Annotated in this window: 29 protein-coding genes; all 29 read left to right on the top strand. The window is 40.3% G+C overall.

Annotated elements, in window-relative coordinates; all coding sequences use genetic code 11:
- The first annotated feature begins 99 nt into the window (after window positions 1–99).
- The 29 genes from trmFO to flhB all read left to right on the top strand — a co-directional run bounded on the left by trmFO (window position 100) and on the right by flhB (window position 23,553).
- The gene (gene trmFO / locus BW986_RS07080; RefSeq protein WP_063231875.1) at window positions 100–1,407 is read left to right on the top strand and encodes an FADH(2)-oxidizing methylenetetrahydrofolate--tRNA-(uracil(54)-C(5))-methyltransferase TrmFO; all 1,308 of its coding nucleotides are present in this window, start codon (window positions 100–102) and stop codon (window positions 1,405–1,407) included.
- A gap of 59 nt (window positions 1,408–1,466) precedes the next feature.
- The gene (gene xerC / locus BW986_RS07075) at window positions 1,467–2,369 is read left to right on the top strand and encodes a tyrosine recombinase XerC (RefSeq protein WP_076366545.1); all 903 of its coding nucleotides are present in this window, start codon (window positions 1,467–1,469) and stop codon (window positions 2,367–2,369) included.
- Window positions 2,370–2,389: 20 nt separating this feature from the next.
- Window positions 2,390–2,917 carry an HslVU peptidase proteolytic subunit gene (gene hslV, locus BW986_RS07070; protein WP_048684874.1) on the top strand — a complete coding sequence of 176 codons (528 nt, stop codon included), beginning with the start codon at window positions 2,390–2,392 and terminating at the stop codon, window positions 2,915–2,917.
- Between the two features lie 12 nt (window positions 2,918–2,929).
- Window positions 2,930–4,339 (top strand): ATP-dependent protease ATPase subunit HslU, encoded by a 1,410-nt coding sequence (hslU, locus tag BW986_RS07065; protein ID WP_076366543.1) that lies wholly within the window; start codon window positions 2,930–2,932, stop codon window positions 4,337–4,339.
- Between the two features lie 108 nt (window positions 4,340–4,447).
- Window positions 4,448–5,227, top strand: coding sequence for a GTP-sensing pleiotropic transcriptional regulator CodY (gene codY / locus BW986_RS07060; RefSeq protein ID WP_057278408.1), 780 nt, complete (start codon window positions 4,448–4,450; stop codon window positions 5,225–5,227).
- Window positions 5,228–5,982: 755 nt separating this feature from the next.
- The gene (flgB, locus tag BW986_RS07055; RefSeq protein WP_076366540.1) at window positions 5,983–6,378 is read left to right on the top strand and encodes a flagellar basal body rod protein FlgB; all 396 of its coding nucleotides are present in this window, start codon (window positions 5,983–5,985) and stop codon (window positions 6,376–6,378) included.
- Window positions 6,378–6,836 carry a flagellar basal body rod protein FlgC gene (flgC, locus tag BW986_RS07050; protein ID WP_076366538.1) on the top strand — a complete coding sequence of 153 codons (459 nt, stop codon included), beginning with the start codon at window positions 6,378–6,380 and terminating at the stop codon, window positions 6,834–6,836. Before flgB ends, flgC begins: the two co-directional genes overlap by 1 nt.
- A gap of 22 nt (window positions 6,837–6,858) precedes the next feature.
- On the top strand, window positions 6,859–7,167 hold the full coding sequence (gene fliE, locus BW986_RS07045) for a flagellar hook-basal body complex protein FliE (RefSeq protein ID WP_076366536.1): 309 nt from the start codon (window positions 6,859–6,861) through the stop codon (window positions 7,165–7,167).
- A gap of 88 nt (window positions 7,168–7,255) precedes the next feature.
- Complete coding sequence (gene fliF, locus BW986_RS07040; RefSeq protein WP_076366534.1) at window positions 7,256–8,854, top strand: flagellar basal-body MS-ring/collar protein FliF; 1,599 nt, start codon at window positions 7,256–7,258, stop codon at window positions 8,852–8,854.
- 13 nt (window positions 8,855–8,867) lie between these two features.
- The gene (fliG, locus tag BW986_RS07035) at window positions 8,868–9,887 is read left to right on the top strand and encodes a flagellar motor switch protein FliG (protein WP_076366532.1); all 1,020 of its coding nucleotides are present in this window, start codon (window positions 8,868–8,870) and stop codon (window positions 9,885–9,887) included.
- A complete protein-coding gene (fliH, locus tag BW986_RS07030; RefSeq protein WP_076366530.1) occupies window positions 9,880–10,644 on the top strand; it encodes a flagellar assembly protein FliH in 765 nt (254 codons plus the stop codon). Before fliG ends, fliH begins: the two co-directional genes overlap by 8 nt.
- Before the next feature lie 2 nt (window positions 10,645–10,646).
- The gene (gene fliI / locus BW986_RS07025; RefSeq protein ID WP_076366528.1) at window positions 10,647–11,966 is read left to right on the top strand and encodes a flagellar protein export ATPase FliI; all 1,320 of its coding nucleotides are present in this window, start codon (window positions 10,647–10,649) and stop codon (window positions 11,964–11,966) included.
- 2 nt (window positions 11,967–11,968) lie between these two features.
- Window positions 11,969–12,415 (top strand): flagellar export protein FliJ, encoded by a 447-nt coding sequence (gene fliJ, locus BW986_RS07020; protein WP_076366526.1) that lies wholly within the window; start codon window positions 11,969–11,971, stop codon window positions 12,413–12,415.
- A gap of 4 nt (window positions 12,416–12,419) precedes the next feature.
- On the top strand, window positions 12,420–13,037 hold the full coding sequence (locus BW986_RS07015; RefSeq protein ID WP_076366524.1) for a MotE family protein: 618 nt from the start codon (window positions 12,420–12,422) through the stop codon (window positions 13,035–13,037).
- A gap of 25 nt (window positions 13,038–13,062) precedes the next feature.
- Window positions 13,063–14,370 carry a flagellar hook-length control protein FliK gene (locus BW986_RS07010; RefSeq protein WP_076366522.1) on the top strand — a complete coding sequence of 436 codons (1,308 nt, stop codon included), beginning with the start codon at window positions 13,063–13,065 and terminating at the stop codon, window positions 14,368–14,370.
- A gap of 8 nt (window positions 14,371–14,378) precedes the next feature.
- The gene (flgD, locus tag BW986_RS07005) at window positions 14,379–15,014 is read left to right on the top strand and encodes a flagellar hook assembly protein FlgD (RefSeq protein ID WP_076366520.1); all 636 of its coding nucleotides are present in this window, start codon (window positions 14,379–14,381) and stop codon (window positions 15,012–15,014) included.
- Window positions 15,015–15,029: 15 nt separating this feature from the next.
- Window positions 15,030–15,233 (top strand): hypothetical protein, encoded by a 204-nt coding sequence (locus BW986_RS29245; protein ID WP_081395531.1) that lies wholly within the window; start codon window positions 15,030–15,032, stop codon window positions 15,231–15,233.
- Window positions 15,234–15,255: 22 nt separating this feature from the next.
- Window positions 15,256–15,405: a hypothetical protein gene (locus BW986_RS29240; RefSeq protein ID WP_081395530.1), complete on the top strand. Its 150-nt coding sequence runs from the start codon at window positions 15,256–15,258 to the stop codon at window positions 15,403–15,405.
- 72 nt (window positions 15,406–15,477) lie between these two features.
- Window positions 15,478–16,743 (top strand): flagellar hook protein FlgE, encoded by a 1,266-nt coding sequence (locus tag BW986_RS06995; RefSeq protein ID WP_076366518.1) that lies wholly within the window; start codon window positions 15,478–15,480, stop codon window positions 16,741–16,743.
- Window positions 16,744–16,791: 48 nt separating this feature from the next.
- Window positions 16,792–17,007 (top strand): flagellar FlbD family protein, encoded by a 216-nt coding sequence (locus BW986_RS06990; RefSeq protein WP_076367895.1) that lies wholly within the window; start codon window positions 16,792–16,794, stop codon window positions 17,005–17,007.
- Window positions 17,004–17,432 (top strand): flagellar basal body-associated protein FliL, encoded by a 429-nt coding sequence (gene fliL / locus BW986_RS06985; protein ID WP_076366516.1) that lies wholly within the window; start codon window positions 17,004–17,006, stop codon window positions 17,430–17,432. The genes BW986_RS06990 and fliL overlap by 4 nt, the downstream gene beginning before the upstream one ends.
- A gap of 52 nt (window positions 17,433–17,484) precedes the next feature.
- Complete coding sequence (gene fliM, locus BW986_RS06980; protein ID WP_076366514.1) at window positions 17,485–18,483, top strand: flagellar motor switch protein FliM; 999 nt, start codon at window positions 17,485–17,487, stop codon at window positions 18,481–18,483.
- The gene (fliY, locus tag BW986_RS06975; protein WP_076366512.1) at window positions 18,473–19,690 is read left to right on the top strand and encodes a flagellar motor switch phosphatase FliY; all 1,218 of its coding nucleotides are present in this window, start codon (window positions 18,473–18,475) and stop codon (window positions 19,688–19,690) included. Before fliM ends, fliY begins: the two co-directional genes overlap by 11 nt.
- Before the next feature lie 17 nt (window positions 19,691–19,707).
- Entirely contained in the window at window positions 19,708–20,070 is a 363-nt protein-coding gene (locus BW986_RS06970) for a chemotaxis protein CheY (protein WP_076366510.1), read from the top strand.
- A gap of 15 nt (window positions 20,071–20,085) precedes the next feature.
- Window positions 20,086–20,745, top strand: a complete 660-nt coding sequence (locus BW986_RS06965; protein WP_081395529.1) for a flagellar biosynthetic protein FliO — start codon at window positions 20,086–20,088, stop codon at window positions 20,743–20,745.
- Window positions 20,742–21,407 carry a flagellar type III secretion system pore protein FliP gene (fliP, locus tag BW986_RS06960; RefSeq protein WP_076366506.1) on the top strand — a complete coding sequence of 222 codons (666 nt, stop codon included), beginning with the start codon at window positions 20,742–20,744 and terminating at the stop codon, window positions 21,405–21,407. Before BW986_RS06965 ends, fliP begins: the two co-directional genes overlap by 4 nt.
- Before the next feature lie 14 nt (window positions 21,408–21,421).
- Entirely contained in the window at window positions 21,422–21,691 is a 270-nt protein-coding gene (gene fliQ / locus BW986_RS06955; RefSeq protein WP_076366504.1) for a flagellar biosynthesis protein FliQ, read from the top strand.
- 1 nt (window position 21,692) lies between these two features.
- A complete protein-coding gene (gene fliR, locus BW986_RS06950; protein ID WP_076366502.1) occupies window positions 21,693–22,469 on the top strand; it encodes a flagellar biosynthetic protein FliR in 777 nt (258 codons plus the stop codon).
- A gap of 1 nt (window position 22,470) precedes the next feature.
- Window positions 22,471–23,553 carry a flagellar biosynthesis protein FlhB gene (gene flhB / locus BW986_RS06945; protein WP_076366500.1) on the top strand — a complete coding sequence of 361 codons (1,083 nt, stop codon included), beginning with the start codon at window positions 22,471–22,473 and terminating at the stop codon, window positions 23,551–23,553.
- The last annotated feature ends 21 nt before the right edge of the window (window positions 23,554–23,574 follow it).

Raw genomic sequence — 23,574 nt, 5'->3', positions numbered from 1 at the left:
TATAAATACATAGATATCGTTAAAAATGAAACTTTTATGAAAGCAGTTTTAATGATAAATGATCCTGTCTTATCATATCTATACATGGAGGTTCGAAAAATGAAAGAAACAAAAGTAAGTGTAATCGGTGCTGGGCTTGCTGGAAGTGAAGCGGCGTGGCAGTTAGCTAAAAGAGGAATTAAAGTCGATCTATATGAAATGCGCCCCGTAAAACAAACGCCAGCCCATCATACCGATAAATTCGCTGAACTTGTTTGTTCCAATTCACTTCGGGCAAATACTTTAACAAATGCAGTTGGTGTATTAAAAGAAGAAATGCGTATATTGGATTCGGTCATCATGTCCGCAGCAGATGCTTGTGCTGTTCCGGCTGGCGGTGCATTAGCTGTTGATCGTCATGAATTTGCCGGTCTTGTTACGGAAAGGGTCAAAAATCATCCAAATGTTACGGTCATTAATGAAGAAGTGACGGAAATTCCGGAAGGGCCTACCGTCATTGCAACCGGTCCGCTTACAAGTCAGTCACTATCTGACAGCTTAAAGCAAATCATGGATGAAGAATACTTGTACTTCTATGATGCCGCAGCGCCAATTCTTGAAAAAGACAGCATCAACATGGATAAAGTATATTTGAAATCCCGTTATGATAAAGGGGAAGCAGCTTATTTAAACTGTCCGATGACGGAAGAAGAGTTTGACCGCTTTTATGAAGCATTGATCGCTGCTGAAACAGTACCACTTAAAGAATTCGAAAAGGAAATCTTTTTTGAAGGCTGCATGCCCATTGAAGTGATGGCATCACGTGGGAAGAAAACGATGTTATTTGGTCCATTGAAGCCAGTTGGCTTAGAAGATCCAAAAACGGGAAAACGTCCTTTTGCTGTAGTTCAATTACGTCAAGATGATGCGGCAGGAACACTTTACAATATTGTTGGTTTTCAGACACATTTGAAGTGGGGGCCACAAAAAGAAGTATTGCAGCTCATACCTGGATTGGAAAATGCGGAAATTGTGCGTTATGGAGTCATGCATCGAAACACTTTCATAAACTCACCTAATGTATTGAAGCCTACGTACCAATTCAAGAATCGGGATGATTTATTCTTTGCTGGTCAGATGACTGGTGTCGAAGGGTATGTAGAGTCTGCTGCATCAGGACTTGTTGCAGGTATCAATGCTGCAAGGATCGTCCAAGGATTGGAGCCAATCATATTCCCTGCGGAGACGACGATGGGCAGCATGGCAAGGTACATAACGTCGACGAATGGTAAGAGCTTCCAACCGATGAATGCCAATTTTGGATTGCTTCCAGACCTGGAAGTGAGAATCAAATCCAAAAAAGAGCGGAACGAAACGCATGCTAAACGCGCTTTGGACACAATTCAGAACTTTGTGAAAAATTTGTAAAATATTTGCCTGCTGTTTTAAAGTATGATACTATTTATTAGCCTTTGCGAGGTGTTTCCATGATTAATCAAAAAAAGGCATTATCATCCTACATCGAATATTTACAAATTGAAAAAAACAGTTCACAATACACCATTGAAAATTACAAACGTGATATTCACGAATTTTTTCTGTTCCTTAATGAACAGGGCATTGAGGATATCACGTCCGTTGAATATTTTGATGTCCGGTTATATTTAACGAATTTATATGAGAAAAACCTTTCTAAGCGCACTGTGGCAAGAAAAACTTCTTGCTTGCGGAGCCTTTATAGATTTTTACTGCGTGAAGGTGATGTGAAGGATAACCCTTTTTCTTTGGCTTCTTTACCTAAAAAGGATCAAAGATTGCCACGTTTTCTTTATGAGAAGGAAATGAATCAGTTGTTTTCTACTTTAAAGAAAGATTCACCGATAGGAATAAGGAACAATGCCTTACTGGAATTATTATATGCAACAGGAATTCGTGTAAGTGAATGTTGTGAGATTAAACTGCAGGATATCGATCTTTCCTTAGGGACAGTACTGATCCATGGAAAAGGAAAAAAGGATCGCTACGTTCCGGTTGGTAGTTATGCACAGGAAGCGATAGATTTATACATACGTACAGCCAGGATGGAATTGACTTCGTCTGACGCCAAGGCGCATGTTTATTTATTTGTTAATTTTCGTGGAGACCCTCTGACACCTAGGGGAGTTCGCTATATATTGAATGAATTGATTAAAAAGTCAGCCGCAGATGGAAGTCTTCATCCCCATATGCTAAGGCATTCTTTTGCTACACACCTATTGAATAATGGGGCGGACATTCGCACGGTTCAGGAATTGCTTGGTCATTCTAAAATTTCATCAACGCAAGTGTATACGCATGTTACAAAAGACCAATTGAAAAAAGTCTACAATGCATCACATCCGCGGCCTTAAATGTTGAAAGGGGACACTTTATGACAACGATATTTGCAGTGCATCATAAAGGTGAATGTGCCATGTCCGGTGATGGGCAGGTTACTTTAGGAAATTCAGTAGTGATGAAGCATACGGCGAGGAAAGTGAGAAAAATCTTTAATGGTAATGTCCTTGCAGGTTTTGCAGGTTCCGTTGCAGATGCATTCACTTTATTTGAGATGTTCGAAGCTAAACTTGAAGAGTATAATGGCAATCTTCAGCGCGCTGCCGTCGAAATGGCAAAGCAATGGAGAAGTGACAATGTATTGAGAAAGCTGGAAGCCATGTTAGTAGTGATGGATAAGAACCATTTGCTGCTCGTTTCTGGCACCGGGGAAGTAATTGAACCGGATGATGGGATTCTCGCCATAGGATCGGGCGGAAATTATGCACTGGCTGCCGGCAGGGCATTAATGCGGTTTTCCAGTGACCATTTATCGGCAAAGGAAATCGCTCAATCATCTTTACAAATTGCAGCGGAAATTTGTGTATTTACGAATACGAATATAATCGTGGAAGAGTTGTAAGGAGGAGCGCAAATGTCAAAAAAAGCTAATTTAACACCGAGGCAAATCGTTGAAAAACTGGATCAGTATATCGTAGGGCAGCGTGAGGCAAAACGGGCAGTGGCAGTGGCTCTTCGGAATCGCTACCGACGTTCCCTTCTCTCGGATCAACTTCGTGATGAAGTCGTTCCGAAGAATATATTAATGATTGGACCGACAGGCGTTGGGAAAACAGAAATTGCTCGGAGAATGGCTAAATTGGTAGGTGCTCCTTTTGTAAAAGTTGAAGCAACGAAATTTACGGAAGTCGGGTATGTCGGCCGGGATGTAGAGTCGATGGTCCGTGATTTGGTGGAGACTTCCGTCCGCCTCGTGAAGGAAGAAAAGATGGCCAGCGTAAAAGAGCGGGCAGAAGAAAATGCAAATCGCCGCTTAATAGAACTTTTAGTGCCATCCACAAAAAAACAGAGTAATTTCAAGAATCCTCTTGAAGTCTTTTTTGGAGGCAATAACAATCAAGACGAACAGGATTCGGAAGAAAATTCCGAAGATTTAAGTTTGCAGGAAAAAAGAAAAATCGTCGCTGAAAAGCTGGCTAATGGTGAGTTAGAAAGTGAAATGATAACGGTCGAAGTGGAAGAGCAGGCCGCTTCGATGTTTGATATGCTCCAAGGTTCGGGAATGGAACAAATGGGGATGAACATGCAGGACGCTTTAGGAAGCTTGATGCCGAAAAAAAGCAAGAAGCGCAAATTGAAAGTAAGTGAAGCAAGAACCGTTTTAACAAATGAGGAAGCAGCAAAATTGATTGATATGGATGAAGTCACTTCCGATGCAGTATACGGGGCTGAGCAAAATGGGATTATCTTCATCGATGAAATAGATAAAATTGCCAGTAAGCAATCTGGAAGTTCATCAGCGGATGTATCAAGGGAGGGTGTCCAAAGGGATATCCTGCCAATTGTTGAAGGTTCAACAGTAGTGACTAAATATGGTTCAGTTAAAACGGATCATGTCTTATTCATTGCTGCAGGGGCTTTTCATATGGCTAAGCCATCCGATCTTATCCCTGAATTACAAGGTAGATTCCCAATCCGTGTAGAATTGAACAAACTGACTGTAGATGACTTTGTACGGATTCTTCATGAACCGGATAATGCCTTGTTAAAACAATATGTTGCTTTATTAGAAACTGAAGGTATAGAAATTGAATTTTCTGACGATGCTGTTCGTAAGATAGCTGAAGTGGCCTTCGAAGTAAATCAAAACACAGACAATATTGGTGCAAGAAGACTTCATACCATTTTGGAACGGTTGCTTGAGGACTTATCTTTTGAAGCTCCGGAAATAACGATGGAGAAGATTACAATTACGCCCCAATATGTCGAAGGTAAGCTTGGTTCTATCGCACGGAACAAAGATTTAAGCCAGTTTATCCTTTAATTAAGAAACAATTTTGGCAATGATTTGCCTAAGCAATGAACATAAAATTACGGAAATACAACTTCATAGTTATTGTGAACCATGGTATTTTTAGGAGGAACAAATCAAATGAACTTATTAGCAAAAACAAGAAAAATCAATGCAATGCTCCAAAAAGCAGCAGGTAAAGCAGTTAACTTCAAGGAAATGGCTGAAAGTTTAAGTGAAGTTATCGAAGCGAATGTATTCGTCGTCAGCCGCCGCGGGAAATTACTTGGCATAGCGGTAAGTCAGCAAATTGAAAACGAACGCATGTACAAAATGCTGGAAGATAAACAATTCCCTGAAGAGTACACAAAAAACCTGTTCAATATTCCTGAAACCTCTTCGAATCTTGATATTGAAAGCGAATATACTGCTTTCCCAGTCGAAAACAAAGAGCTTTTCGCAACTGGATTAACAACGATCGTACCAATTATGGGTGGAGGAGAACGTTTAGGAACATTGGTTCTTGCGCGACTACAAGAAAAATTTCACGATGATGATTTAATTTTGGCTGAATATGGTGCGACTGTAGTCGGTATGGAAATTCTACGTGAAAAATCAGAAGAGATAGAAGAAGAAGCTCGTAGTAAAGCTGTCGTTCAAATGGCAATTTCCTCGTTATCTTACAGCGAATTGGAAGCAATTGAACACATTTTTGAGGAGCTTAAAGGTAATGAAGGTCTGCTTGTAGCATCCAAAATTGCAGACCGTGTTGGCATCACCCGTTCCGTTATCGTAAATGCACTAAGGAAACTGGAAAGTGCCGGAGTCATTGAATCCCGCTCATTAGGAATGAAAGGTACTTATATCAAAGTATTGAACGATAAATTCCTTCTTGAATTAGAAAAGCTTAAAAATAATTAACATACAAAAAAAGGCAGTCCTTTAAAAAGGGCTGCTTTTTTTTGTGGTATTTGGATCTGTTGCTTTCTGGGACTAATAAGCAAGCGGGTGAACGTCAGGGGAGAGCAAGGAAAAAGAGGTAATTCGAATTAAATGGAAATGTGATATAAGCATGTTTTCTATTAGAATTGAAAAAATAGTTAAATTTTTCTTTAAAAGGGTAATTATATTATTATAACTGTTGTAATAGTGAAAATGAACGTTGCTGTAACTTTTTGATTTTTAAAACCCTATGGATAACGGATTTCAGTCAATAGGGAATTTTGTCGAATGAATCAGCGTATTGAAAAAAACGTTTTTTTTCAAAAAAAGAAAAATGGCAGTAATCCTTTGTTTTCTTATGAATCCTTTATTTTAAAGGGTTAAATCAACTAAATTGAAATAATTAATTGAAAGTAAATGAGAAAATTAGTTCTAAAGTATCAGGTATATAGATTTGTTTTTCGATATGATATAAAAGCTAATGGAAGGAAAATTTGGTTAATATGTAGATAATCATATTAAAATGTAATATTACGTATTATTAATCCTGTAATCATACTAAGAAAAACGACAAAATTAAGCAGTTTATGACAATTTTCGACGATAATAGGTCTAAAGTCTATGTGTTGTTTATGGACATAGTTATAATGTTTCTTTAAAATTAAAACGTAAATGCACTGGGTTAATTTATTGATAATGTAATTAAATGTTAGTTATAGAAAGAGGTGATCGGCGTGGAATTATTTTCAAATACTTTTCAATCACTAGAAAATGCCCTTAATTATTCTAATGTAAAACAAAAAGTCATTTCACAGAACATAGCCAATTCGGATACGCCTAATTATAAAGCTAAAGAAGTCGACAAAACACAATCCTTTAAGGCAGAGCTGGAATCTTCCCTGGATCCATATCGTACCGATGAACGACATTTCACCTTCAAATCAGAGGGGAGTCATGCTTCTCAGTTCGTGACGCAGAAAAATGTCCGATATAACAATAATGGAAATAGCGTGGACGTTGATAAGGAAATGACGGAGCTTGCTGCCAATCAGATTTATTATAATGCAGTAACCGACAGGCTTTCAGGTAAGTTTCAATCATTGCAGAATGTAATTAGAGGAGGCAAGTGATGGGAATCTTCCAAAGTATAAACATGACCGGATCCAGCCTGACGAGTCAAAGGGTAAGGATGGATGTAATCTCTGCTAATATGGCTAATGCCGATACGACCAGGGCGGAATATGACGCCGAATCTAAAACATGGAAGCCGTACACAAGAAAATCGGTTGTACTGCAAAGTAAGGAAAACGGTTTTTCAAGTTTCTTAAACGCAGCATCAGGTAAAACGAGCGAGGTAGGGAATGGTGTGAAGGTGACTGGAATAGTTAAAGATAAAACACCTTTTGAACTGGATTATAATCCAGAGCATCCTGATGCCAATGAAGATGGTTATGTTGAAATGCCAAATGTCGACCCCCTTCGGGAAATGGTTGACTTAATGAGTGTCACACGTTCATACGAAGCAAATGTGACTGTTTTAAATGCATCAAAGGGAATGATGATGAAAGCTTTGGAAATTGGAAAATAAAAGTTGAAAGGGGATTGTTGATATGGAGGGGATTTCTCTTTCTGCAGTGAACAATGCAAGCAATGTACAGAAAAAAGGACAAAGCAATACTAATACACCATACGAAGCACAGCAAAATTTTGCGTCGGTATTAAAAGAATCAATGAATAAAGTCAACGAAACACAAGTGGCATCTGATGATCTTACAACCAAATTGGCTAATGGAGAGGATGTTGAGCTTCACTCGGTGATGATAGCTTCACAAAAAGCCAGCGTTACAATGCAGGCTACGTTAGAGGTTCGGAATAAGGTTGTGGAAGCCTACCAGGAAATGATGAGAATGAGTATATAGCATTCATTTTTTAACCTCATTATATAGAGAAAAATGACCAGGGGGGAATCCCCCAATCAAGAATTCATAGACTGACCGGGGGATTTAAATGAATGAAGTACCAGTGAATTTCAAAAACAAAATAACTGCTTATTGGACGGGCCGCAGTAAAAAACAAAAATTCATGATGATTGGTTCAGCAGCATTAATTATCATCATCATTACGGCAGTTTCAATTTTAACCACGCGTACGACGCTGGTGCCCTTATATTCCAACTTAACTCCATCGGAAACGGGTAGCATTAAAGAAAATTTAGACAGTAAAGGGATTATGAATGAAGTTTCTGAAAATGGAACGACCATAAAAGTTCCTGAAGAAAAACTGGATTCACTTAAAGTGGAACTGGCAGCTGAAGGAATTCCGGAATCAGGCAGTATCGACTATTCCTTTTTTAGTCAAAGTGCTGGTATCGGAATGACTGAAAATGAATTCAATGTCATTAAACTGGACTCGATGCAAACGGAATTGGCCAGTTTAATAAAAAAGATTGATGGAGTAGAAGATGCCAGTGTAATGATCACTCTTCCTGATAAAGGAGTTTTTGTCAGTGATTCAGCTGGGGAAGCGTCAGCATCCATTGTATTGAATACGAAGCCAGGCTATAAATTTGCAGAGAGTCAAATCAATTCCCTTTATCATCTGGTTTCAAAAAGTGTTCCGAATCTCCCTACAGATAATATCGTCATTATGAACCAAGAGTTTGAGTACTTCGATCTTGAAAATGAAAATTCTTCTTTCGCGTCCGCATTTGCCACCCAAAATGAAATAAAAAAAGAAATAGAACGTGATATTCAAAGACAGGTGCAAAATATGCTTGGTACGTTAATGGGGAGAGATAAAGTGGTTGTTTCAGTCACGACAGACATTGATTTCACTCAAGAAAATCGGGAAGAGAATTTAGTTGAGCCGGTCGATGAAGAAAATATGGCTGGAATTGAGATTTCTGCGCAAAGGATCAATGAATCGTATAGTGGGGACGCAGCAGGTGCAGGAGGCGTTCCGCAAAGTGAGGATTCCTCAGATTCATTGGGATCCAGTTACGTTGATGGCACAAACGGATCCGGTGATTATGAAAAAGTGGATGAAACGATAAATAGTGAAGTGAACCGAATCAAGAAGGAAATAGTCGAAAGCCCATATAAAGTTAAAGATTTAGGTATTCAGGTCATGGTCGAACCGCCCACCGCTGACGATCCGAATTCTTTATCTCAACAGAGTGTGGAGGATATTACACAAATCCTTGGTACGATAATACGCACAACAATCGAGAAAAAAGCTGAAGGGGAAGAACTGACGGACGAGGAGCTTAATAATAAAATTGCGATTTCCGTTCAACCATTTAACGGAAAAATGACGTTGCAAAAAGATGAAACGGAGCCTTCGTTACCAATTTGGGCATACATCGTAGGCGGAGTGCTTTTACTTGCCATTATCATTCTTTTAATCTTATTCCTCCGATCCCGAAAGCAGGCTGAAATGGAAGAGGAATACGTGGTTGAGGAGGAAGAAGCCGTATTCGATGTTCCAGATTTGAACAAAGAGAAGGAAACGGAAGCATCTTTAAAAAGAAAACAACTGGAGAAGCTTGCAAAAGAAAAGCCGGATGAATTTGCAAAATTATTAAGAAGCTGGATAGCGGAAGACTAGGAGGCTTTAGAAAGTGACAGATAGAAAAAAAAAGGCCGGGTTGACTGGCAAACAGAAAGCTGCCATCCTCCTTATTTCCTTAGGCCCGGATGTTTCTGCATCCGTATATAAGCATCTTTCTGAAGAGGAAATTGAGAGATTGACCCTTGAAATTTCGGGAGTGAGAAAAGTGGACTCCCATGATAAAGAAGAAATCCTGGAAGAATTCCATAATATTGCTTTAGCACAGGATTACATCTCGCAGGGCGGGATAGGATATGCGAAGCAGGTACTTGAAAAGGCATTAGGCACTGATCAGGCAACCGCCATCATTAACCGATTAACGTCATCCTTGCAGGTTCGGCCATTTGACTTTGCACGAAAGGCAGATCCTGGACAGATCCTGAATTTCATCCAGAACGAGCATCCGCAGACCATTGCATTGATCTTGTCTTATCTTGATCCCACACAGGCTGGACAAATATTGTCTGAACTTCCGCAAGAGGTGCAGGCAGACATTGCAAGAAGGATTGCATTAATGGATAGCACTTCTCCGGAAATCATCAATGAAGTGGAGCAAATACTCGAAAGGAAACTTTCTGCGACTGTAACCCAAGATTATACACAGACAGGTGGAGTGGAAGCTGTTGTAGATGTATTGAATGGTGTTGACCGCTCAACGGAAAGAACGATTTTGGATGCACTTGAAATCCAAGATCCGGAGCTTGCTGAGGAAATCAAGAAACGAATGTTTGTTTTTGAAGATATCGTGACCCTTGATGGCAGAGCGATTCAGCGAGTAGTGAGGGAATCTGATAACGAAGATCTTAAACTTTCTCTTAAAGTGGCTAGTGATGAAGTGAAGGAAATCGTTTTTCGAAACATGTCAAAACGTATGGTTGAAACCTTCCAGGAAGAAATGGAATATATGGGGCCAGTAAGATTGCGTGATGTAGAAGAAGCACAATCAAGAATTGTTGCCGTCGTTCGTATACTGGAAGAAACCGGAGATATCGTGATTGCCCGCGGCGGAGGGGATGATATCATTGTCTAGGATTATCAAATCCCAGCAGGCTAACGAGGAGAAAAGCAAAAAGATTGCAATAAAAATCCGCCCTTTCAACTTTCTTAAAAATGATGATGCAGATGAGCGGAAAAACCTTCATTATATTCAATCAGATGAATTTCTCAATGATGCTAAACAGGAAGCGGAAACGTTATTGCTCGAAGCTGAACAAAAAGCCCAAACAATTGCTGCTGAAATCCAGTTAGACCGAGAACAATGGGAGAATCAAGAAAAAGCAATGTATATTGAACAAGCCCAAAAAGAAGGGTATCAGCAGGGAGTCGAAGATGGGATCCAAAAGGGTTATAACGAGATTGCAGCGGAAATAGCCTTCGCAAAAGAAGTGGTAGAGTCCTCTAAAAAAGATTATCGGCACAATATCGAATCATCTGAAACCGTTATTCTGAACCTTGCCTTGAAGGTGGCAGGGAAAATTATCGGGAAACAGCTTGAAAAAGATGAAGAGTCTTTTTTATACATAGTCAAAAGAGCCATCAAAGAGGTGAGGGATTACCGCGAAGTGCAATTGCATATCCATCCGATCCAATATCAATCGATTCTTTCCCATAAAGATGAGTTGCTGGCAATCTTTCCGAAAGATACTGAATTGTATATCTTTCCGGATGATGAGCTTGAAGTTGGCAGCTGTATCATAGAATCCGAAAACGGAAGGATGGACGCCAGTGTCGACAGTCAGCTGCAGGAAATAAAAGTGAAACTAACTGAATTGCTGGAAGGGGAGTAAAGATGAAAACTAGAGACCTATTGCCCTTAGTTGATGAAGTTGATCAATTCAAACATTATGGACGGGTCAAACGTGTCGTGGGGTTAATGATAGAATCTCAAGGCCCTGAAAGCTCTGTAGGTGATGTTTGTTATATCTATACAGGTATACAAAAAAAGAAAAATCGAATCTTAGCTGAAGTTGTCGGTTTCCGTGATGAAATGGTTATTTTAATGCCATTTACAGCAGTTAGTGATATTGCACCGGGATGTATCGTGGAAGGGAGCGGACGGAGCCTTGAGATAAAGGTGGGAAGCGGGCTAATTGGCAAAGTGGTCGATCCATTGGGACATCCCATTGATGACTCACTGCTTCCAAAAGGCCTCGCGACAATTTCTGTGGATCAAGATCCGCCGAATCCGATGAAACGACCTCCCATTAATGAACCGATAGATGTAGGAGTTCGGGTGATTGATAGTTTATTAACAGTTGGAACAGGACAGCGTGTTGGTATCTTTGCAGGAAGCGGTGTCGGGAAAAGCACGTTGCTTGGTATGGTAGCAAGGAATACGACGGCTGACTTAAACGTAATCGGTCTTATAGGTGAACGTGGCCGTGAAGTTCGGGAATTCATTGAGAAAGATCTTGGACCAGAAGGGCTGGCGCGATCAATCGTTGTAGTGGCGACATCTGACCAGCCAGCGTTGATGAGGATTAAGGGTGCTTTGACGGCAACTGCCATTGCGGAATATTTTCGTGATAAGGGATTGAACGTGATGCTGATGATGGATTCGGTCACGAGGGTTGCGATGGCCCAGAGGGAAATTGGGCTTGCTATCGGGGAACCGCCGACGACCAAAGGATATACTCCATCCGTTTTTGCCATCCTTCCAAGGTTACTCGAAAGAACGGGAACAAATCAGCTGGGGACCATTACAGCATTTTATACGGTACTAGTCGACGGTGATGATATGAATGAACCGATTGCTGATGCTGTCAGGGGAATTTTGGATGGTCACTTCATACTAGACCGTAACTTGGCCAATAAAGGACAGTTTCCAGCGCTGAATGTATTAAAGAGCATTAGTCGTGTCATGAACAATATTGTTGGTGACAAGCATAAAAACGCCGCAGAAAAATTGCGGGCAAGTTTATCAACCTATATGGAGTCGGAAGATTTGATTAATATAGGGGCTTATAAGAAGGGTTCTTCCAAACAAATTGATAACTCGATTACACGCTATCCGGAAATCATTTCATTTTTGAAGCAAGGAACCCATGAAAAAGCTTCCAAAGATTATAGTATCAACGCCCTTGTCGAATTGATGGAGAAAGGTGATTAATAATGATTTATCAATATAAATTCGAGAAGATCCTGACCATCAAAGAAAAAGAAAAGACCGATGCACTAGCTAAATATAATGCTGCTTTAAAAAAATTTGAAGAAGTGGCAGAAAAGTTATATAAGCTTTTAAAGAAAAAAGAAGAGTTGCTTGAGTTTCAACAGGAAAAGCTGCGAACTGGATTATCCGTTCAGGAAATTCGTCATCATCAGTTATTTATGGACAACTTGGAAAAGCTCTTAAGCCACTTTCAACAGGAAGTCATTGAAGCGCGATACAAGATGAATAATCAACGGGATATATTACTGGAAAGAAATATCGAGGTTAAAAAGTACGAGAAAATGAAAGAAAATGGATTTCTTAAATTCCTCGATGTCATTAAGGAAGCTGAGAACAAACAAATGGATGAAATATCTATCCGGCAATTCTTAAGCAAAGGCGTAAGGTGATGGAATGCGTAATAAAAGTGAATCTAATGGATTGGAAGAATTGGAAGATAGTAAGATAAGTAAATTTCAATGGTTTCTTGTCATCTTCATTCCATTAATCTTTGCGGTAACTGTGGCGTTGATCGTTTTTACAGTTGCAGGGGTAAATGTAGTGGAAAAGGCAAAGGAAATGTCTGCGAAAATACCCTTCATTGAATCGGATCAAAAGGATGAAGAGAAGGGTAAACCAGCCAGGAATGATGAGAAAGTTTCCATGAAACTCGAAAAATTAGAAACCGAGATTGAAAACAAGGAAAAAGAGATAGAAAAGCTTGAGGGCATCATTGATACACGTGACAAGGCCATTGCAAAGGCAGAAGCGGAAAAACAGCAGCTTCAAACAGAAATGAATCAACTTAGGGATAGTCAGAATAATAGTAAACAAGCCTTTAAAGATATAATCCGTACTTATGAAACGATGGCTCCCAAGAAGGCTGCACCTATCATTATGGAAATGAATGATGAAGATGCAGTGAAGATTCTCTCAAGTATGAAAGCATCCACTTTAGCTAAGGTTTTGGAGCAAATGACAACGGCTGATGCTGCAAGGTTAACGAAGAAACTAACGGAACAAAGTTCTTAAGTGGAAAGAGTGAGGGGGTGAATATATGAATTCAGCAATTAATTCTTTACTTCCCTTGGCTTCATTAGGCCTAAAGGTACCAGTTAAGCCAAATCAGCAAACTGGTTCAAGGTTTGGCTCAGTCCTTCAATCAGCCATTGGGGCAGAACCTCCCATTCCATCGGATATATGTGCCATCACTGAAGGACGAATGTCTGTAATAAAGGATTTGCTTGGTTTTTTGAAACTTGAAAGTCTAGGTGAAACAGGGGTAGAGAGAGTTGCCGAAGCCCCTTCATTAAACCAACAAGACAATAACCTTATTTTACAGGTCCTAAAAAATGTAGCCGGAGATGATGAGGGTGCACTTGATGATTTCTTTGGCAGCATCGAGGATTTGGATTTAGAACAAGAAGTGGTTGACTTCAGCCTGAATCCACAAAGTTTGATATCAGCCAATGTCTTGGATTTGTATACCATCCTGAAAAAAATTACTGTATTGAGCGAAGAAAAATGGCATGATCCCACATTATCCAGTGTGGTGAATCTATTGAAACTGGTGAAAACTCATGATCTTCTCTCGGAAAATAAGGATATGACCCAAGATGAAGCGTCCATCCAGAAACAAATGAAACACCTGCTTGAAGGGTTAACGGGAAAGTTGGAGAGATGGCTGTCCAATCAGTCAAAATCAAAAGCAGAACCTGATCGATCCAACACTTTGGAGAAAGGGCAAACTAAAACAATAGAAACATTGAAAAGTGCATTCTCGCAATTATCCGGGAGTGCCAAGGTTAATAAAGACGGGACAGTCAGCAGCGGTGTTACTTTGCAAAGTCAGGATAATGGTAAACATCAAGGGCCTGGAATGCCTTTTCTCATGACAAAGCTGGAGCAATTCGTCTTGGCAGCTCCCAAAGGAGAGCAAACTGTCAGTCAAGAAGAGTTTGTTAAACAATTTGAAAATATTTTGAGTAAGTCGAACTTTAGCGGAACTAACGGTGTAAATAAACTGTTGATCAGATTGACTCCTGAACATTTAGGGTCCCTAAGGATCGAGTTGATTCAAAAGCATGGTATGCTGTCGGCCAAAATTATGGCTTCTACTGCTCAGGCCAAAGATATGCTGGAGAATCAGATTCATGGCTTGAAACAAGTCTTTAGCGGACAAAACATTCACATCGAAAGAATTGAAATATCACAGGCCTTCAATGCTTTTAACTCAGAGAAATTCAGCCATAAAGATGCGGATGAACATAATGAACAACAGGAGAGTAAGGAAGAAAGCAATGATGAAACGGAAAGCGAGTTTACGGGATCCCTTGCCGATGCTCTGTTAAATATGGAAGTGTAGGTGAAAAAATGACGACCATTGATACGTCACTATTATTATCAAAATCTCAAACTGAAAACAGAAAAACCGGGGATGCATTGGGAAAGGATGATTTCTTGAAATTGTTGCTTACCCAGCTTCAAAATCAGGATCCGTCAAGTCCGATGGACAATACGGAATTCATCGCCCAAATGGCCACTTTTTCTTCTCTGGAACAGATGATGAATATGGGAGCCCAAATGGAAGAAATAATCGGGATCAATCAACAAAATAGTTTAATGAACTATAACTCTTTTGTCGGTAAGGAAGTCACTTGGCACAAGTTGGATGAAGGCGATGATGACCTTGCGATAGAAGAAGGGACAGGCATCGTTAAATCGATCCAATATAAGGGTGATGGTGTTTATTTTCTTTTAGAAGATGGCACAAAGCTTGAACCCGCAAATATTTCAGCAATGAAACAACCAAGTTCTCCGTCGAATAGCTTGATGGCGGCAAGTGAATTAATAGGCAAGCGTGTTTCCTGGATGGACGATAAAAATGGTGAGTCGTCTGCTGTCGTAATCTCGGTATCCATGAGTAAAGGCAAGCTGGAAATTGAAGTGGATGATGAAAACAACACCAAGTTATCATCAGAGCAATTGATAAAAATCTCTGAAGCTTAAGGGGCGGGAATATGAATGAACCTGGTTTTCAAGCAAATCCCGCTCAGTTTTGCCACAAACAAAATTACCGTTAAGGCAAAGGCAGATGATCCAACAAGGCTTTCAACAGCATTTTCACGTTGCTGTCTCCAAAATGAAAAATTGACCATTAGTAAACATGCTCAATTGCGGATGACGGAATATAGAAATCGCACCAAAAACTTGGGACAAAATAGCTGATAAAGCTAATGAGGCCAAAAAGATGGGTGTAACTGAATCTCAAATCATTATTGATAATGCGTTACTCATAGTAAGCACGAAAAACAACAAGGTCATCACGGTCATGGACAGGGATGAAACAACATCACAAATCTACACGAACATCAATGGAACCATAATTTTAGATAAATAGACTGGACCTGGAATAGGAAGCCCAGACTGTGGAATGACGGAAGCAGTCGTTATATGAAAGGGGAGCTTTTACATGCTTCGTTCAATGTATTCGGGAATAAGCGGATTAAAAAACTTACAAACAAAATTGGATGTTATCGGTAATAACGTCGCCAATGTCAATACATATGGTTTCAAAAAAAGCCGTGTGACATTCAGTGATGCTATGAACCAAACGGTATCTGGTGCAAGCGCAGCAACAGCCAATAAAGGCGGAACCAATTCTAAACAAATTGGATTAGGCTCCACGATCGCTACAATCGATACGATCCATACACAGTCAAGCCTTCAAACCACCGGCCGCGATCTTGATTTAGGAATATCTGGTGATGGCTATTTCGTCGTCAAGCAAGGCGATTCTCTTTCATATACACGTGCAGGAAACTTTTATCTGGATGATAACGGTACACTTGTCAACGCAAATGGTTTGAAAGTACAGGCTTACAAGGTTGATGAAAACGGTAAACGATCAAAAACGATTGGCGACGTTGCTGTTAACGTCAATGCGATTTTACCTGCCATTGCCACTACTAAAATATCAGTAAGTGGAAATCTAGCTGCTGACGCAATTGATGGTACCGTATTTAGCCAGCAAATGAAAGTTGTGGATGAAAACGGTAAAGAACAAACGGCAACTATCAATTTCCAAAAAAACGGTGATGATAAATGGGAACTTTTTGATGAAGAACCTGCTGCTTTGGGGGATACATCAACAACTAAACCAAAACCGTTCACTTCGGTGAATTTCGATGCAAATGGTCAGATAGTGGCAGCTGATAAAACCCAGGCAGGTCAAACCATTAACATTTCAAGCGGCAAAGAGGATGACTCGGATACAGCAGTTGATGAAAGCGTTCAAAAGGTTAATTTGGATTTGGATTTCTCGAACCTTACTCAAGTTAAAGGTTCCACTACTGCTCTTGTCAATCCGGATGGTAATAAAGAAGGAAAACTGGAAAGCTTTAATATTGGTGCATCAGGTGAAATAAATGGCGTTTATTCCAACGGTCTGATCACAACCTTAGGCCAACTGGCCGTTGCCAAGTTCTCCAATGCATCAGGCTTGACGAAAACGGGTGGTAACACTTTTCAGGAATCAATCAATTCAGGTACTGCAAACATCAACATAGCAGGTGAGGGGCGCGGTGTGATTGCATCAGGTTCATTGGAAATGTCCAATGTGGATTTATCCGAAGAGTTTACCGAAATGATCGTTGCACAACGTGGTTTCCAGTCGAATTCCAGAATTATCACGACGTCGGATGAGATTTTACAGGAATTGGTTAACTTAAAACGATAGGTTAAGGGAGGGAGGAGCCAGGTGCTTTTGCTCTGGCTCCTAAATATCATAATCAAAGTAACAAGGCTCAATGGAAAATGCTTTCATATCAATGCATTGTACATAGACACAGTCGAGTCATTGCCAGATACGACCATTACTTTTACAAATGGTAAGAAAATCGTTGTGCTAGAGAAGGAAGAGGAATTGGTTGGAGCTATTATACAATTTTACCGTACCGTTAATATTCTCGGTTTTCGTAAGGATGTGGAGGAAAGTTCATGAAAAAAAAACTAATGACTATTATGTTGATTATACTCGTGGCTATAACGCTTGTAGGTGTCATAGCGGTCGTGATTGTGACAAAGTTATCTGATCCCACATCTGCCGAAGATAAACCTAGCATTGACGAAATTGTCAAATCATCAGTTGAGATTCCTGAAATTACTACGAATCTTGCCGGCAATGATTATATCAAAATCTCATTTATGGTCCAAACAGAAAATAAAAAAGCGAAAGAAGAGTTGGAAAAAAGAAATTTCCAAGTGAAAAATATAATTATTACCGAACTATCCGAAATGAAAGCGGAAGAGTTAACCGGTAAAAAAGGCAAGGAAAAGCTTCAAGAAGCTTTAAAGGCCAGAACGAATGAATTAATGGAAGAAGGAAAAGTTGAAAAGGTTTATATAACTTCCTCGATTCTGCAATAAGAACATCCTTGCTTCATTAAATAAGAAGGGGAAGCTTTGGAGGTGAGTGTTAATGTCCGGGGAAATATTATCGCAAAATGAAATAGATGCATTGTTATCGGCCATTTCCACAGGAGAAATGGATGCAGATGATTTAAAAAAAGAAGAAGTAGAAAAAAGAGTGAAAGTTTACGACTTTAAAAGGGCGCTTCGGTTTTCAAAGGATCAAATTCGCAGTTTGACTAGAATACACGAGAACTTTGCGAGGCTGCTGACAACATACTTTTCTGCTCAGCTTAGAACCTATGTCCAAATAACCGTTGCTTCGGCGGATCAAATACCATACGAAGAGTTTATCCGATCGATTCCGAAAATGACCATCATGAATGTTTTTGAGGTACCGCCCTTGGATGGTCGAATCATTCTTGAGGTCAACCCGAATATCGCCTATTCCATGATGGATCGTGTTTTGGGCGGGCGGGGCATAAGCGTGAATAAGGTAGATAGTTTAACGGAAATAGAAACGAAAATCATGTCGAATTTATTCGAGAAGGCTTTTGAAAATTTACAGGAGGCTTGGGGAACGATTGTTGAAATCGAACCGGTGATGACAGAGTTCGAGGTGAATCCACAATTTCTGCAACTGGTTTCCCCAAACGATACTGTTGTGGTCATTTCCTTGAATACACAAATCGGCGAAACGAGCGGAATGATTAATGTTTGCATTCCTCACGTCGTATTGGAACCGATCATACCAAAGTTATCTGCCCATTATTGGATGGAAAATTCCCAAAAGGAAAAAATTCCAGAGGAAATCATGATTTTGGAAAAGCATATCCGAAACGCAGATCTTCCCATTATTTCCGAACTTGGTTCTACGGATATCACCATCCAGGACTTTTTGCAGCTTGATGTTGGCGATGTCATCGATTTGAATAAGGCAATCGATGAACCTTTGACGATTACTATTGGGGGAATCCCAAAATACAGCGGGCAGCCAGGAAAAGTAGGAAAAAAACATGCTATCCAGATTCTTGATATTTTGAAAGGGGGAGACGAAGATGGTAAGTGATGAAATGCTTTCACAAGACGAGATAGATGCCCTTTTAAAAGGTACAAGTGATATAGAAGATGAGGTGATCCCTCTCTCGATTGACGATTATTTATCAATGATGGAACTCGACGCACTCGGTGAAATTGGTAATATCTCCTTCGGGAGTTCGGCCACTGCCCTATCCACTTTGTTGAATCAGAAAGTGGATATCACCACCCCGACGGTTACTGTAATTGAAAGGGGACAGATCGTGGAAGAATTCCCGCATCCGTATGTAGCGATCCAAGTGAAATATACAGAAGGTTTTTCAGGTATAAATATGCTGGTCATCAAGCAGAGCGATGCTGCTATCATTGCAGATTTGATGCTTGGCGGAGATGGGGAGAATCCTTCTGACCTGCTTGGGGAAATTCAATTGAGTGCTGTTCAGGAAGCCATGAACCAAATGATGGGTTCTGCTGCGACATCCATGTCGACCATTTTCAGTAAAAAAGTGGATATTTCTCCACCTAGCATAGATTTACTTAACTTTTTAAATGGTGTAGGTGAAAATGCGATACCTGACGAGGATTTATTTGCAAAAATATCGTTCCGCCTCCGTGTCGGCAACTTAATTGATTCCAGTATTATGCAATTGTTGCCGTTAGAGTTTGCTAAAGGGTTAGTTTCTGAGTTATTAAATGGGACGAGCGAAAGCGAACCTAGCGATATGAAAACGCAAAAAGCACTAAGTGATCCAATAACAAGCTTTCCAACTCAGGAGCCGGCACCATTCCAGGAAACCCGGTCTGATCGATCGGCAAATGAAACTTATGGACAAGGCGGTCACCAAACCCAACCTACGAACCAAATACCGAATGTACCACAACATTTTGGAGTTCCATCCGTACCAACAGGACAGCCGGTAAAGGTTCAGCCTGCCAGTTTCACTAGTTTTCAGCCTTATCAGCTTCAGGAGACTGAAACGAAAAATCTCAGTATGCTGATGGATATCCCTTTGCAAGTAACTGTGGAGCTCGGAAGAACGAAACGCTCCGTCAAGGATATTTTGGAGCTGTCCTCCGGATCGATCATCGAATTGGATAAATTAGCAGGAGAGCCAGTGGATATCCTGGTAAACAGCCGCTTGATAGCAAAAGGCGAGGTAGTGGTGATTGATGAGAACTTTGGGGTACGTGTTACGGATATCATGAGTCAAAGTGAACGATTAAATAAAATAAGATAATTCGGGGGACGAAAATAATGGCTAATAGAATTTTAATTGTGGACGATGCAGCATTTATGAGAATGATGATTAAGGATATCCTTTCTAAAAATGGTTTTGAAATAGTCGGGGAAGCAGCAGATGGCGCCCAAGCAGTGGAAAAATATAAAGAAACCCATCCGGACCTTGTAACGATGGATATTACCATGCCCGAAATGGATGGAATTACAGCGTTAAAGGAAATTAAAAAGATAAATCCTCAAGCTAGGGTCATTATGTGTTCAGCGATGGGGCAGCAAGCCATGGTCATTGATGCGATCCAGGCGGGCGCAAAAGACTTCATCGTGAAGCCATTCCAGGCAGACCGGGTATTGGAAGCCATAAATAAAGCATTAAGTTAAGAGGGTGTCTTAATATTGTTTTTAATTAATAAATGGCTTCAGGTCTCACTGATGATAGCAGTATTCTTCTCTGGGGCCATACAAGCCCATGCGGAAGATCTTGAAAAAACAGTGAAGGATGTTTATGAGCGGCCAGATGATTTAAAGGTGGATAAAGATAAATCAATAGACTCGAAAACTACCGAACAGGCTTCGAATCCTGACAAAGTGGGGATAACCGTTTGGGAGTTTCTGAGGATGATTTTCGCTACTATTTTTGTTGTGTCCCTTCTATATATCCTATTGAAATTCATCAATAAAAAAAGTAAATCGTATCAAAAAGCAAATTCAGTGGAGAATTTAGGCGGTACGGGCCTTGGTGCAAATCGTTCAGTCCAGCTTGTTAAAGTCGGCGGGCGAATATTGGTGATCGGGGTTGGCGAGAATATTCAGCTCTTGAAAGAAATAGATGATCCCGAGGAATATGAACAGCTTTTGAAAGATCACAACGATAAGATCGATCAGATGATCCAGCCTGGGGAATTTGCGATGAAGTTGAAAAATAAGTGGTTGAAGAAAAGCGAATCAGAAACCGCCAGTTTCTCTGCAGAGTTCAAAAATCAACTTGATCAAATGTCTGATAGCAGGAAAAGGCTGTTAAATGAGCTAGGTAGGAAAGGAAGAGACAATGAATGAATGAGTTCATGGAGTTTTTTAATAACAGTGATCCCACTAATGTCTCTACTTCCGTAAAACTTGTTCTTTTGATGACTGTCTTATCGCTGGCTCCAAGCATATTGGTCTTGATGACCTGTTTTACAAGAATCATCATTGTCCTGAGTTTTGTGAGAACATCGCTAGCTACACAGCAGATGCCGCCGAACCAGGTGCTGGTCGGCCTGGCACTTTTCATGACATTTTTCATAATGGCACCGACCTTTCAGGAAGTGAATGATAAGGCATTAACCCCGTTATTTAATGAAGAGATAGATTTAGAAGAGGCATATGTACAGGCCTCGGTACCATTTAAGGAATTCATGAGTGCCCATACTAGGCAAAAGGATCTGGCGTTATTCTTGGAATATGCCAAGGTGGATAAGCCGGAAACGATACAGGACATACCCTTGACTGCCTTTGTACCAGCTTTTGCTATAAGTGAAATCAAAACGGCATTTCAAATAGGATTCATGATTTTCATTCCATTTTTGGTTATCGATATGGTCGTTGCAAGTGTCCTGATGTCGATGGGGATGATGATGTTGCCGCCAGTCATGATTTCACTGCCATTTAAAATCCTCCTTTTCATTCTTGTAGACGGATGGTATTTAGTAGTGAAGTCTTTATTACAGAGTTTTTAAGCAGGTGAGAAAATATGAGTGCAGAGTTTGTTATTGATATAGCAGAAAAAGGAATTTATATGGTATTGATCATCGCTGGTCCATTGATGGTAATCGCCCTTATTGTAGGACTACTAGTAAGCATCTTTCAGGCGACTACACAGATTCAGGAACAAACCTTGGCATTTGTTCCAAAAATCGTCGCAGTCTTATTGGGACTGATTTTATTGGCTCCATGGATGCTGAGCCACCTATTATCATATGCAAATGAAATATTCGGTAATCTGAATCGATTTGTAGGGTAGCATGGAGGAACTATTTCCGCACTTTCCCGCCTTTTTATTAATTGTGGTACGGGTCACTACGTTTTTCGTGGCCATGCCGATTTTTTCGTACCGTTCAATACCGGTACAGCATCGGGTAGGGCTTGGGATCTTCTTTGCCTGGATCATGTACTACACCATCGATGCTCCGGTTCTGGAATTGGATGTCACATTTTATTTATTGATCATGAAGGAAGCGCTGGTTGGGCTTTTCATCGGGTTTGCAGCTTATATGATTTTATCGGCCGTTCAAATCGCTGGTGGATTGATTGATTTTCAAATGGGTTTTTCCATTGCGAATGTGATTGATCCCCAAACGGGGGCACAAAGCCCGCTGCTGGGACAATACCTTTATACAATCGCTTTATTATTCCTATTAAGTACCAACGGCCACCATTTGCTTTTGGATGGAATTTTTTATAGTTATCAGTTCATTCCGATTGACCAATTATTTGTACCATTCGGAAATCATACACTGATAGAATACTTGGCCAAAGCTTTCAGCAAAGCTTTCATGATTGCTTTTCAAATGTCGATCCCTGTAGTGGGAAGCATTTTTTTAGTGGATGTCACGTTAGGGATCCTTGCCAGGACGGTCCCTCAATTAAATGTGTTCGTTGTCGGGATTCCAGTGAAAATCATTGCCGGCTTAGCGGTAATCATACTGGTAATGGGAATGATGATGACAGTTGTAACACAACTCTTCAATTTCTTGCTTTTGACCATGCGTCAACTAATGCAGTTGATTGGAGGCGTTTGATATGGAGAGTTTTCAGCTGGATTTACAGTTTTTCGCTGGAGAGAAGACCGAAAAGGCGACTCCAAAAAAACGTCAGGATTCGAAGAAAAAAGGTCAGGTGGCAAAAAGTCAGGATGTAAATACCTCTGTGAATTTAATTGCGGTGTTTTCTGTGCTATTGCTTATGGGACCATACATGTATAATCATCTGCTCGGACTCATGAAAGAATACCTGCAACATTTTACCTTCACTGGATTCAGCGAGGAGAATATGCAAATTATCATGATTGAGGTTTTAAAGGAGATGGGCCTTATCCTGGGACCCGTTTTCGCAGCAGCGATAGTGGCTGGGATATTGGCTAATGTCATGCAAATCGGGTTTTTGTTTTCGACTGAATCGATTCAGTTCAAACTTGATAAATTGGATCCCATTAAAGGATTCAAACGGATTTTTTCAATGAGGGCCATTGTTGAATTATTGAAATCCATTCTTAAAATATCATTTGTTGGTTTTGTTGCCTTTTATGTACTATGGCAGCGCATGGACGAGATTATGATTTTATCACAGATTTCTGTGGAAGAAGCGATGGCAACATTGGCGGATATTACGATTAAAGTGGGATTTTATGCTGCCGTGGCTTTATTGTTCATTGCTCTATTAGACTATTTGTACCAAAAATATGACTTTGAAAAAAACATCCGGATGTCCAAACAGGATATTAAGGATGAGTATAAAAATTCCGAAGGGGACCCGCTCATCAAATCCAAGATAAAGCAAAAGCAAAGGCAGATGGCCGCTCAAAGAATGATGCAGGAAATTCCGAATGCGGATGTCGTCATCACTAACCCGACGCATTTTGCTATTGCTTTAAAATATGATGAAGAAAAAGCTGAGGCTCCGTATGTAGTGGCAAAGGGCGTGGATTTTGTTGCTCAGAAAATTAAATTCATTGCTAAAGAAAACGATGTGATCATGGTGGAAAATCGGCCTTTGGCCAGGTCTTTATATGATCAAACTGAATTAGGCCAGGCGATACCTGAAGATTTCTTTAAGGCGGTCGCTGAAATACTGGCCTTTGTATATAAAACCAAAGGTAAACTGTAAAGAAGTAATAGGGTAACCCGC

The sequence above is a fragment of the Peribacillus simplex genome, from assembly GCF_900156045.1.
GTDB classification, from domain to species: domain Bacteria; phylum Bacillota; class Bacilli; order Bacillales; family DSM-1321; genus Peribacillus; species Peribacillus simplex_D.
This window is presented reverse-complemented; position numbering and strand designations above follow the sequence as displayed.